Consider the following 12,056-nt stretch of genomic DNA (forward strand, 5'->3'; position numbering starts at 1 on the left):
TCGTATAGACACCAGTCACACTTGCCTCGAATCCAGGCGGCTGGCCGCTGCGGCCCCCACTGCGCGCATGTCATTTCTTGACCGCAGGTGGGTCGCGTGACTCGCCATGGATGCGCGTAGCGCTATCAACCGGGTGCAATAACCCGATGGGGTGTGGCCACGGGGTCATGCCCGGCGGCCTGCGGTAAGGCAAATAGTTGTCGGCAAACCAGCCTTGCGTGGAGAAGCCGCCGCGCCCATCCATGCGCACGCGCGGCAGCCAGATGGGCAACTCCTGCACCATCACATGCCCGGCGACAACGTCCACAAGCCGCAGGCGCCCATCCTTCATCCGCTCCTCAACCGTGAGCCAGACCTCGAATCGCTGACCCTCTGTGAGCACCAGCCGGCGGCGCCCCTCGGCCAGCGAGTGCCGCGTCGTCTCTGCGGCGAGGTTTGCCAGCGTCGCGAGCACGCGGTTTTTGATGCGCTCGGTGCGGGTGTAGACGACGACCCGGCGCAGCACCGGTCCGAGCGTGGTAGCCGCGCCCACCGAGAGCACCAGCGATTTGAGGGAGGCGGCACGGTCTGACCCGCGCGCGCTGCGGTCCACCTCGAACCACGTCACTCCATCGGACTCGATGGCCACCGCGTCAGGTCGAAGGTTCAGGACCCTGCGCTTCCCGGGTGATTTGGTTGCCGCCTGCAGCAGGCCTTGCGCGACAGAGCCGTCTGAGCCGAGTCTTGTGCTGAGAACCTGAAGCAACTCCTGTTCAGCCATCGCTGCCAGCCCTCGCGCCTCCGAGCAGAGTGTCAGAAACTGGGCCCACAGCCGATGCTCCGGGTTCGTCATGTCCGTGACGCGTCGCACAGACGCTGCGGCATCAACGTCACGTTCCTCCAGCCATGCCGCCCCACGTTCGGTGATGCCGTAGACAGTCATAAAGCGGCTGGTGCGGTACCTGGCAAGCAATCGTGCCTTGCACATGCCACGGACCGCTCTTTGCGCCGCACTCAGAGCCGCTTTGAACGGTCGCTCTGCAAAACAGCGCACTGCAATATCGATGGTTCGGATGACCCGAAAGCGGGTGGCCAAGGTCAGCGAGCGCAGCCAAATGGCCTCCTGCAGAGGCCATGTTCCGATGCGTGCCGTCAGCCCTCGGGGAACCTTCCGGGAGGCCTCTGCTGTCGCAGGCAGGGATTCTTGCATCTCAGGGACAGGCGCAGCTCTCCCGTGGGTGCATTGCATCTCTGCACCTGTGGCAGTCGTGGCCGGTTCTGGGGTGGAGTCGGGCGTGTCGTCGGGGTGTGTTGTCATTGTCAGGGCTCCGGTGGTTGGTTCCACCGGCCCCCTGAGCAACCGTGCGGTGCCGTCGGGCCTCGTGCCGGTGGTTCCCTCGTGTAGCGAACGCATCGCTGTCGCGCTGCCCGTTCGCACCACCCAGCACACCTCGCGAGACCCGCAAGTGCTTGGTGGCACCGATGTTCGACTGCACGGCCTCCAGCGGGCATGGGGCAGGTGTATCTCCCCGCTGGAGGTCTCGCACGCCACGGGCGCGCGTCAGCCGCGTTTTCGTCGCGACGTGCTTCCAAAGCCACTGTTCCGTCGCCCGGCTTCGCCGGTGCGAACCGCCGCCGTCCGCAGATGTTTTTTCGAGGGCGGATGTATCTCAGGACGGCTTGCGCAACTGTGCTCACGGCGTGCCCTGCGGCCCCGGCTGACCCTAAGTCCGCCAGAAGCATCCGTTCTTTCGGGCGGCCCAGGGGCCCCGGCCGGTTGAGGTGCTGTGCACCCCGTTCCTCTAATGACGGCACGCGCGGGGACGGCGGCGGTTCGCACCGCCTCACCGGCCCTGTCGCGAGCAGCTGTACTCCCACAGATGTCCACCAAAGCTATGCGTGCCTCTTGCACGCAGCAACGGCTCCACGAGGGCTCGGGCTGGACGCCCGTCCGTCCGCCCGCTGGTGTCATCGAGCGCACCCTGTAGCGCCCTCGGGCCGGGCGTTTCAGGATGCCGTTCGGACCAATGTCGAGGGAGCTCCCAACCTTCGCCCCGACCATGGTGCAGCCCGGCCGCACCCCGTGGTCAGGTCTCCAACTGTCTCGGGTGTGCAGGCCTACCTGTCCCCAGGGGCTGGCGCCCGGTGTCTATACAAGACAACCCACCTGTCCACAAAGGAGACCCCATCATGAAAATCAACCTGCGCGGCCGCCGCGCCTACTTGTACCGCCGCCGTTGGGTGCCAGCAGGCCCCGACGTTCCCCACGCTCATCCTGCCGAGGACTACCTCGGCGCCATTGATACCAACGCTGAGTCCATCCCGCCTGAGCTGCTCACAGTGCTGACAGAAGCCGAGCAGGCCCAGCTCCAAGAAAAAGTCCTTCTGCCAGCAATCCAGGCGCGTGCTGCGGCCGCAAAGCGTGAGCAAGACCCTCTGTGGCGCATCGCTGAAGCCAGCCGTTTGTTGACAGAGGCTGCGCATTGCAGCCAATCCGCCTTGGTGCCCGGCTCCACCCTCACTGCCGCCAGAAAGGCCCTCGACAATATCCGCTTGATTGACCACATGCCCACACGTCCGGTGGCTCCGCCACCTCGGACCGCTGATGACAAATTGGCTGAGGCCCTGGTTGCCATCAAAGCGGCTGTCGAAGCTGTGCGCAACGGTGACTACGGAAGAGCTCCAGTCGAGGGTGCTCGAAGCACCCGGGCTTACCGCTTGTGGTCAGAGCTCTACCGGGCTGTCGAGGGGGGTGAGCGCAGCTTGCTTAGGGCGCTGCAGGAGAAGGGGTTTGTGAAGACCCGAAAGTCTTGAATTGCGGCCCGATGAGCTCAGTACACTAATTTAAGTTAATAAAGAAGAAGAGCGACCCAATTCCAGATGCAGTTCAGCGGTTCCCCCCAACTTCTGCCAGCGCAACATGGGGCTTTGCAGTAGTCCCGCCGGATTGACATAGTCCAATTCGACCTGAGTTGTCCGTCGCCTTCTGGGGATGCCGGTCGGTTCACTAAGAATTTTTCTGGGAGGGCGTTTTGGCATTTAGTTTAGATTTCACCCGCATCCGCGAGCATCGTGGCACCCAGATGGGAGGTTTCGAAGAGCTCTGCTGCCAACTGGCTGCCCTTGAAGACCCAGTCAAGGACTCGCACTTCATCCGAAAAGGACCCGGGGCAGACCAAGGCCTGGAGTGTTATCGCGCCTATGTGGATGGGCATGAGGTGGGCTGGCAGGCTAAGTACTTCATGAACGGATTTGAGGGAACTCAGGTTTCCCAAATCACCGAATCCTTGAAGCGGGCACTTGCTGCTCACCCGAAGCTGACGAAGTTCATCTTGTGCCTGCCGGTCGACCTCCAGGACAATCGGTCTGGCAGCAAGCTTAGCCAGTTGGAGCGGTACGAGACTTGGCGTGGCAAAAGCATCGCGGAAGCTGCAACGCACGGCCGTACTCTGGCAATCGAACTCTGGAGCGCATCAAGCATCACGGAGCGGCTTGGGCGCGACACACCGGCCTACTCGGGACGAGCACGTTACTGGTTCGACACCCTACGCTTCAACTCGGCCTGGTTCCGCCAGAAGTTCGAGGTACAGCGGCAAAATCTCGGCGAGCGATACAGCCCCGAAAGCCACGTCGACCTACCTATCGAGCAAGCCTTGCAAGCGCTTGCGCGCGACTCAAAGCTTTTGGAGGAGCCAAGCGCCTGGGCGGCGGAGATTACCTACCGGATTGACGGGGCTGCACGGAGCTTGGCCCGGGAGTGTTTGACTCAGGCGGCTGACCAAGTGAAGCAAGCCTGCACGCCGTTGGTGGACGCGCTTGCCAGCTCGCCAGCTACCCTCGACGTGCCGATTCCTTTGGAAGCGTGGCTCGCGTTGTCGGCGGCAGGCACGCAGAGCGTTTCGTCCGCCCTGACCGAGCTCCAGGAGAAGGTCCCGGACAAGGACCGCGCCCTTGCTCGCAAGGACCTCTTCGACTTGTATGCATCCGTGGACCACGTGCGGCGCGAGCTCGCCAGCACAAGGTGGCGGTTGGCAAACAAGCGGGAAATTGTCATCACGGGTCCGGCCGGCATCGGCAAGTCCCACTTGGTGGCCGACTTCGGTGAGAAGCAGATTCAGCTGAACCGCCCCTTTGTGCTGGTGTTGACTGGAACCCTGACGGAAGCCGAGCCTTGGGAGCAGATTCGAAGCCAGCTGGACGTCTCGCAGGTGAGCACGAATGAGTTCCTCGGCGCATTAGATGCAGCTGCAGAGGCTGCCGGCTGCCGGTCAGTGCTTGCAATCGACGCTTTGAACGAGAGGCACGGCGTCGACCTTTGGGAGTCCCGACTGCAAGGCTTCGTTGCCCAGATGCAGCAGTTTCCGCGCCTAGCCTTGGTTCTGACCGTACGCGACACCTACCTGAACTACCTCCCCCTGAAGGGTCTTGAACGAATCGTTCACCGCGGCTTTGCTGGTCACTCAGGCGCTGCCGCCAAGGCATACCTGGACCGCCGCGGTATCGCCCGTCCCAGCTCGCCAAACCTGGCCCGCGAGTTCGAGAATCCTCTTTTTCTTCGAACTTGCTGCGCCTACTTAGATGCCGAGAATCTCAAGCAGTTACCCAAGGGGCTGGAGGGCGTCACAGCTATCTTCGATTTCTACCTTGCGGCGGTCGCCAAGAAGGTCGAGCGGCAGCTTCGGCTGGTTCCCCTGCAGAAGATTGCGCGCAAGGCACTCGACGGATTCCTTGACGCCTGCAGCGCCCATGGTGACGGGGGGAGCTTGCCGCTCGACACCACGATTGAGCTGCTAGACAGCTTCCACAACTCCGGCGGCAGTGAGGAACGAAGCCTGCTGTCAGCGTTCCTGTCCGAGGGCGTACTGACCCAGGAAGTCGAGCGCCATAACGGCAAGGTTGTGGAGACCATCAGGTTCACTTTCGAGCGACTGTCTGACCACCTGCGTGCCGAGCGCCTTGTCGCCCAAGTGGACCCAGCCGACCTCAAAAGCTCGTTCGGGCGCGTGCCGCTCTCTAGTTACTTCGGGCCCGATGCATCCTGGCGCTTCGCCGGCGTGGTCGAAGCACTCGCGGTCCAGGCCCCAGAACGTTTTGGGTGTGAGCTGTTTGATGTTCTGCCGGAAGATTCAATTGACGATACGACCCTCTGTGACGCGTTCGGTAGTTCTCTGCTTTGGCGCGCGCCGACAGCGTTCACAGAAGGCACAGTGAGCTGGATAAGCAAGGTGTGCGAGCTCACCGGGCGGTCTCCATACGGACTGCTGCTACTGGTCTGCACTGAGCCTGAAAACCAGTTCAACGCCGAGTGGCTGCACGGTGAGCTGTGGAAGCTGCCCATGCCACACCGTGATGCGCGATGGTCTGTATTCCTGGCGGAAGACGACCTGAGCGAAGGCGGCGCGGTCGAGACGCTCGTCGAATGGGCTTGGCAGGTTGAAGCCGGCGAGGTGGAAGAACAGCGTCTTCGACTTGCTTGCCTCACACTCACATGGTTTCTGTCCACCAGCAACCGAGCCGTGCGGGACCGCTCCACGAAGGCGCTAGTCAATCTCCTGGCGCCCAAGCTCACCATCGCCTCTGAACTGCTCGACAAGTTCGCCGATGTCGACGACCCCTACATCACAGAGCGCCTGCTGGCGGCCTGCTATGGAGCGATGATGCAGGGGGACGACAAGCTAGGTTGCAAAGCAGTCACGTCGGCGGTATGGCGAAACCACTTCGCGTCGGGGCGCACACCACCGGTGCACCTGCTTGCACGCGACTATGCGCTTGGCACGTTTCTTTACGCTCAATCGGCTGGCCAGCTATCTCATGAAGTGGACATAGCAGCCGCAGAGGCCAGGTTCTCCTCCCCGTGGCCCTTGGAAGAGGTGACAGAGGAGAGCTTGAAGGAGTACCGAAAAAATGGCTACGGCGACGACATCTACTCGTCGACCGAAGAGTACGGCGACTTCGGCACCTACACCTTGCGTGCTTGGCTCCACGACTTCGTCGACGTTCCTCGGAGACTGGTCGGGCAGACCACGCCGCGGCTTTATTTGCGCTGGGAAGTTGACTTCAGAGGCAAGGCAGAAGAAGCCCAGGTGCGGGCGTACGTAGACCTTCTTGAGGCGAGTTTGCGGTACCGCCAGCGGCCAGACCAGTATTGGCTCAGTGGCGAAGGCAACGACGAGTCCGAGCAGCTCTGGGAGGCGCTTGCCAATGCCAACTTCGTGTTCAAAAGCTTGCTGACTCCCGAGATGCGGGCGGAGTACGCGAACTTTGCCGAATTGCATCTGCTTGAAGCCACAAGGATGGACGACGACAACCAGCGGCCACCCGAGTTCGACCATGCAACGGTCAGGCGCTGGATTTGTGCTCGCGCGCACACGATGGGGTGGACCGAAGAACTCTTCAAGTCGTTCGATGATGGCCCTCATATCTCCCGCGAGCGCATGGGCAATCACCGCGTCGAGCGTATCGGCAAGAAGTACCAGCACATCGCACTTGCCGAAGTCACTGCTCGGTTGGCAGACAACCTGACTGTTTGCTCCTATCAGGACGAGGGAGCGCTGCGGGCCTTTGAGTACGGACCGAGAGGCCGGGACATGAAGAAGGACATCGACCCCTCGCTTCTTGTCCGCGCAACGCAAGAATCCGGCTGGTCCCCCACGCCGGTGACCTGGTGGACTCCCTCCTCCCCGCGGCTGCCAGTTGGCGACACGGAGTTGCTCTTGGCATGGCTCCCGGTGGAGGAGGACCTGTGCAATGGGATGGACCAGATTGAGGTTGTCGACCCCAAAGGTGGCAAGTGGCTTGTTGTGCGCGCCTTTAGGCACTGGAAGGTTCCAGGACAGAACAGGCGCAATCATGCCGACGCGTGGTCCCACATCACTTGCTTGCTGACGAAGCAAGGCGCTGGCGCTGCGCTAGCAGCAGACCTGCTGAAAAATCAGCGCGGAGACTCTTCACGCCTCTCAGGAGACGGCGGCACAGACAGCTTCTTGGGGGAGCATGGTTGGCGCGACGCCAAGGACATCGAGCTTTCGGGCAACGCGTATGCAGGCATCGGTACTCCATACGCCGGAATAGTTGAATCGCTTAGAGCTGAAGGAAACACCGAAGACAACTCGGTCCAAGAGTCGTTCACGCTCCAGGTTCCCTCGGCGGCCGCCATGAAGCTACTCGGCCTGCACCTGCGTAGCGGGAAGAAACCGGAGTATGCCGACTCCTCAGGGGTCGTTCGGTGGCAGGACCCCTCCTTACACACATGTGGCTCTGGGGCCGGCGTGGTTTCGCGGGAATATTTCCTGCAGTGCCTGGCGCAGGCTGGGCTTGAGCCCGTCTGGGTGATAGCTGGTGAAAAGAATGTCTACGGGGGTCAGGATGTTGGGCTCAGCAATGGGTTCGGAGGCTGTCTGTACCACACCACAGTTTTCACCATGAGTGGAAGTGACGTGAAGCAGTTCGGGAAGAGAACGAAGTATCGCCCGGGCAACAAGGAGCAGTTGGCCGCGCTACGAGCTATTTCGAGTGTTTTCGTGCGGAGCTCCGGCACTTGATTTCTTGCCCGCACTGGAGGGGGACGCGCCGGTGGGGTGCCCCTTGCAGCCGTCGTTTTGACAGGTTCAGCCACATCAAAAAATGATGGCCCGCAGGTCGCCACTGGCCACGAGCTGGATTGCTCGGCTTCGTCAATTTCAACGTCAACTCAATTTCAAAGACTCGTGTGCCTTGGGCACAAACCCTGCAGAAAACGTACGCACAATCGAGGCAGGCGTCAGCACATCGACCGTGGTATTGCTATCCAGCGCTACGGCAGGACCATAGCCTGCGAACGACCAAGGCTGGACGCCATCAAAACCAACAGCATAACGAAGGCACGTACGTGTGTGCATCGTGGTTCACTGCGACGCTCGACCCTATAACCTCAGCTGCGACTGCAGAAGCTTGGCACTCACTGCTGCCTCAAAAGTGTTGATGAGTAACGTCTTTGTGCGGATTCGCTTAGCGATGGGTACGCAGAATCCTTCATGAAGACACCCAAAGCCAAGCACCGGTGACTACACGTAAGGCATGCATGTGCATGCGCTACAGGACACTCACCGATGAATTCCAATATTTGCTTGCAAGTCAACCCAGCCGCTTCTCAAAGGGAATACACCCCGTCTCCCGCTGCGGCGGAGGAATCCAGAGAAGAGCGAGTCAGTCGTTTGTACGCATCGCCTGGCGGCCCGCTCATCGGCTGGCTGTTTGATGAATGTCGCCGACGCCGACAGGAGTACCGCGAGATGGCCGCCTGCCTGGGTGTGACCTACGGCTACGTCAACCAGTTGCGCAGCGGCCTGCGGCAGGCACGGCACATCAGCGATGAATTTGCCGTCAGTTGTGCTCACTACCTTGGTGTACCGCCCGTCGTCGTCAAGATGGTTGCCGGTCGCATTCCAATGTCGGACTTTGTGACGCCACGGGAGCCTGAGGAGGACGCATTGGACCGCGCCATGGCGCAAATGCTCGACGACCCGGTCGCGCGCAGGAACTTGCCAGCGGACATGAGCGAGCTCTCCCTGTCTGCGAAGCGTGCGTTGGTGGCTATGTACATCGAAGCTTCTGGCCGCGATGTTTTTGGCTTGCACCAACTGCCCGAGATGGTGCGCTGGCTGCAGCGAGCTGCAATGATTCATGACGAGTCAGAGGCGGAGTTTCTGAGAGGACATCGCGATATTGCTGACTGACATGGATGGGCGTTGGACTCACCGGCATTGAGGCGATGGACGTGATTGATTGACCAAAAGGGGCAAGCCATGGCTTGCCCCTTCTTTTTTGCCGGCAGGGAATAAACAACCGACCTAGACGTGCCAGCTGGAGCCGTTTTGTGGCGCCAGCGGGCACGAGAGGGCGCCGCCGGTCGCTCTCGTGCTCCGACCATCGGCGTGGAGCAAATTAATGTCAGAAACGAAGTCGGTCCTCGCACTGCGAGACCTCGCAAGCCTCTTGGGCCGGAGCCCGGAAACCATCCGCAAGGACCTGCGCCGCAGCCCGGCAGCGGTGCCGCCGCGACTGCGCATCGAAGGAACCCGACTGCTGCGCTGGCGCGTGGCCGATGTGGAGGCCTGGCTTGCTCAGCGTGTGGAGGGCCTGAGCCATGACTGAGGCAATGAAGAACGTGTTTTCTCGACCACTCAACATCGGGTACATGCTGCGCCATGAGCCACCGGCGTTGGACCATGTCCTTCCCGGACTGCTGGCGGAAACGGTGGGCCTTGTTGTCGGTCCCGGCGCGGTGAGCAAGACGACGCTGGCGTTGCAAATGGGTATTGCGATGGCAACCGGCACGCCACTGCTGGGCGGACTGGTCGGTGGTATCTCGGGACGAGCACAAAAGCCAGAGCGCGTGGTTCTGGTTCTCGCCGAAGAATCTGCCAATGTCGTCTGGCAACGCTTGCACGCCATCATGAGCGTCCAACTTGCGGCCTTGGACATCGACCCTGAACTGGCAGCGGAGCTTCTTGAAAAGAACCTGGGCATCCACGCGCTGGCAGGAAGCGACCAGGTCAACCTGCTCGGCGACAACTGGGACAAGACACCCGCCGGTGACCTGCTACGTCATGCCTGTGAAGGTGCTCGGCTGGTGGTCCTCGACCCTGTGCGGGATTTTCACAACGCCGACGAGAACGACTCGACAGCCATGAAGGCCCTTGCTCGTCATATTGCGAGCTATGCGAAGTCGACAGGTGCGGCTTGGCTGCTGGTTCACCATGCCAGCCGTGCCGCAGCCCTGAGCGGCTACGGCGGTAGTGCGGATGCGGGGCGGGGGTCCACGGCGCTGACCAACGCGGTGCGTTGGCAGCTCAATCTAAGCCGACCCACTCGAGACTCGGCCAAGCAGCATGGTCTGTCCCTGAATAGTCTGCACCGGCATGTACTGCTCGATGTACCGAAGGCGAACTACATCGAAACACCCAGCACGATGGTCGTCGCACGAGGTCCGTATGGCGTGTTGGTGCCTGCGGGGGAGGTCGCATGAGTCGAAAGCCCGTAGCCCCCATTGCAGCTGCGCCACGCGTTGTTCGTCTCGCGCAGCCCTTTGGGCTGTGCGAGCTGTTCCGGCCGCTGGCCAAAGATAGCAAGTCCCGCCCGGTGCTCAACGAGCAAGTCGAGTACGCCGGCGTGAGCCTGAGATTCAGTGCACGAGAGGCACTGGGCGCGCCAGAACAGACCTTGCTGCTGGCGCTGCTCGAAATCGCACAGGAGCAGCACCGTCGGCGCCCGGCAGAGCACATGCTGAATGAAACCGACCGCAGCGAAGTCGGAGCACAGTTGTGGTCTGGGCTGCACGTCGGTACAGCTGCACCGCTCGTGGACGCACCTTCGACCCTCAAGCTGCACTGCAGCTGGAGTGAACTGCACCGCCGTTGCGGCGGCAAGAGCGTGGGAGGTCAGGTAACAGAAAGCCGACGACAGTCGCTGATGAGACTGTGCGAGGTGACGGTCTGGGAGCGGGTCGAATCGACGCGAAAGGTGCGCTCGTGCCGATTGGTGAGCTGGCTGCTCGGAGATGACCAGCGCGTCCATGTCGCTTTGAATCACCGACTGGCCGCTGCATTGCTGGCGCCGAGTTACGCTCAGGTGCTCCTGTCCGAGCGGCTCTGCCTGCCTTCGCAGACGGCGATGTTGGTCCATGCCTTCTTGTCGACCTGTCTTGGCGTCGGCAAGACGATGGCTATCGGGCACGAAACGCTGGTTGCTCGGCTGTGGCCTCCAGGAAGCGGACTGACGCCCGCCAGTACTCTGAGGCGCCGCCTGAGTGATGTGCGTGCTGCACTGCGGGCCATCGGTCGGCTGCAGCAGTGGCGGGTGGAGTTGGGAGCCACAGTCGCGACCGTCACCCGTACTCTTTCGAAGGCAGGCGTCGATTCTGTTGCGCCGCAAGAGTCTCCCGCTCCCACCTCAGCGCCTCGGCCGGCTGCCGGACCGCGCGCCCGCGATATGACGAGGGCAGGACATTTCGTGGTCTCCGACGCGTCATTTGGTGAGCAGCCGTTCTGGAAAAAGTGGAACGCCCACAATTACTTGCCGCGAAATGACGAGGGCAGTACTACTTCTTAATAAGGAAGACTCCCTTAGAGGCAGGGCAGAGCATTCGCTGCCCGCCCTGCCATTGCGTGTAGGGGTGCCTAGCTCATCAAAGGCGGTTGACCAATCCTTCCTTGCCCAGCCTGCTGCGCTATCTTGCCTCGAGGCTAGAGGCCCGCCGTTACCCCGTTACCTTGGTTACCGCGCACGCTTCATAGAAAGAGGGGCTGCCAGTATGACAGCCCCTCCGTGAATCAGCCGCTTCGCGGCCCTTGTGCAAGGTTTATTGAATGACCTCGTCGGCCCCGGTCGAGAGCGCTTGAGCCGCCTGAGTTGCAGCGAAAAAGGTGTTCATCAAGAGCACCGCATTTGCACCACGTCCGGCAACCATGACCCGGCTGTCCAACGGAGGCTCCTGGGTACGGGCGAATTTGCCAGATGTATCGTTCATAAGGTACAGGCCTGCATTGAGCATGTGAAACAAATGCTCTTTGCCTATCAGCTGCTTTTGCACGGTGGCCGCCCTGAGGAGCGCTTCGTCATTACGCAGCATGTCGCAAGCGGTCATCATGACCATGCTGACCGACGCATCGAAGGCGTTGAGCATCAACGTGATGTGGCCTCGTTCGACCGAGTCGCGCAACCATAGTTGCGCATCCTTTTCCCACATCGGCACAGCCCACTGGCATTGCAAGCCGTTGACTTGAGTGGTGAGGATAACGACGGGCAGGCCGCCATCGAAGTCCTGCACCACCAACCGAGCCGGTGGCTTGGGGTGCTGCGTCAGATGTTCGATATCTTCGCTTGAGAGTTCGGCATGAATGACCCAGCCTTGTGGGGTTGCTTCTAGCCCTGCATCGGCAGCCATTTCGGCCACCTCCGTGGGACTCAGCAATTCGGCGTAGCGTGCCCGATGGCACCCGAGGAGCAGGGAAGGGACGTTGCCGATTTCGCCGCTTGCTGTGTTGTTTGTGACGTTCAAATGGTTTCCTTTTATTGACCTGGAAACCTGTGTAGCGAAC

Annotated in this window: 8 protein-coding genes; 6 read left to right on the forward strand and 2 right to left on the reverse strand. The window is 61.3% G+C overall.

The features are described 5' to 3' along the window. Window positions 1-70: 70 nt before the first annotated feature. Window positions 71-1,075 (reverse strand): hypothetical protein, encoded by a 1,005-nt coding sequence (locus ACODSU_RS11255; RefSeq protein WP_488842364.1) that lies wholly within the window; start codon window positions 1,073-1,075, stop codon window positions 71-73. Window positions 1,076-2,169: 1,094 nt separating this feature from the next. Here ACODSU_RS11255 and ACODSU_RS11260 point away from each other — a divergent pair. From ACODSU_RS11260 to repC, 6 genes are all read left to right on the forward strand, one after another. Next, window positions 2,170-2,793 (forward strand): hypothetical protein, encoded by a 624-nt coding sequence (locus tag ACODSU_RS11260; protein ID WP_488842365.1) that lies wholly within the window; start codon window positions 2,170-2,172, stop codon window positions 2,791-2,793. Between the two features lie 218 nt (window positions 2,794-3,011). Continuing rightward, complete coding sequence (locus ACODSU_RS11265) at window positions 3,012-7,520, forward strand: NACHT domain-containing protein (RefSeq protein WP_488842366.1); 4,509 nt, start codon at window positions 3,012-3,014, stop codon at window positions 7,518-7,520. A gap of 546 nt (window positions 7,521-8,066) precedes the next feature. Beyond that, window positions 8,067-8,693: a hypothetical protein gene (locus tag ACODSU_RS11270; RefSeq protein ID WP_488842367.1), complete on the forward strand. Its 627-nt coding sequence runs from the start codon at window positions 8,067-8,069 to the stop codon at window positions 8,691-8,693. 211 nt (window positions 8,694-8,904) lie between these two features. Further along, window positions 8,905-9,111 (forward strand): helix-turn-helix transcriptional regulator, encoded by a 207-nt coding sequence (locus ACODSU_RS11275; RefSeq protein ID WP_488842368.1) that lies wholly within the window; start codon window positions 8,905-8,907, stop codon window positions 9,109-9,111. Window positions 9,112-9,115: 4 nt separating this feature from the next. After that, the gene (locus ACODSU_RS11280) at window positions 9,116-9,985 is read left to right on the forward strand and encodes an AAA family ATPase (protein ID WP_488842369.1); all 870 of its coding nucleotides are present in this window, start codon (window positions 9,116-9,118) and stop codon (window positions 9,983-9,985) included. Further along, complete coding sequence (repC, locus tag ACODSU_RS11285) at window positions 9,982-11,067, forward strand: replication protein C, IncQ-type (RefSeq protein ID WP_488842370.1); 1,086 nt, start codon at window positions 9,982-9,984, stop codon at window positions 11,065-11,067. The genes ACODSU_RS11280 and repC overlap by 4 nt, the downstream gene beginning before the upstream one ends. Before the next feature lie 250 nt (window positions 11,068-11,317). On the opposite strand, the gene ACODSU_RS11290 is transcribed toward repC, so the two are convergent. Continuing rightward, on the reverse strand, window positions 11,318-12,016 hold the full coding sequence (locus ACODSU_RS11290) for a hypothetical protein (protein WP_488842371.1): 699 nt from the start codon (window positions 12,014-12,016) through the stop codon (window positions 11,318-11,320). Window positions 12,017-12,056 lie beyond the last annotated feature (40 nt).

The sequence above is a fragment of the Acidovorax sp. FG48 genome (genome assembly GCF_057809085.1).

Coding starts and splice junctions, on each gene's coding strand:
- ACODSU_RS11260 (WP_488842365.1), top strand. CDS start 2,170: ATGAAAATCAACCTGCGCGGCCGCCGCGCCTACTTGTACCGCCGCCGT.
- ACODSU_RS11270 (WP_488842367.1), top strand. CDS start 8,067: ATGAATTCCAATATTTGCTTGCAAGTCAACCCAGCCGCTTCTCAAAGG.
- ACODSU_RS11275 (WP_488842368.1), top strand. CDS start 8,905: ATGTCAGAAACGAAGTCGGTCCTCGCACTGCGAGACCTCGCAAGCCTC.
- ACODSU_RS11280 (WP_488842369.1), top strand. CDS start 9,116: ATGAAGAACGTGTTTTCTCGACCACTCAACATCGGGTACATGCTGCGC.
- repC (WP_488842370.1), top strand. CDS start 9,982: ATGAGTCGAAAGCCCGTAGCCCCCATTGCAGCTGCGCCACGCGTTGTT.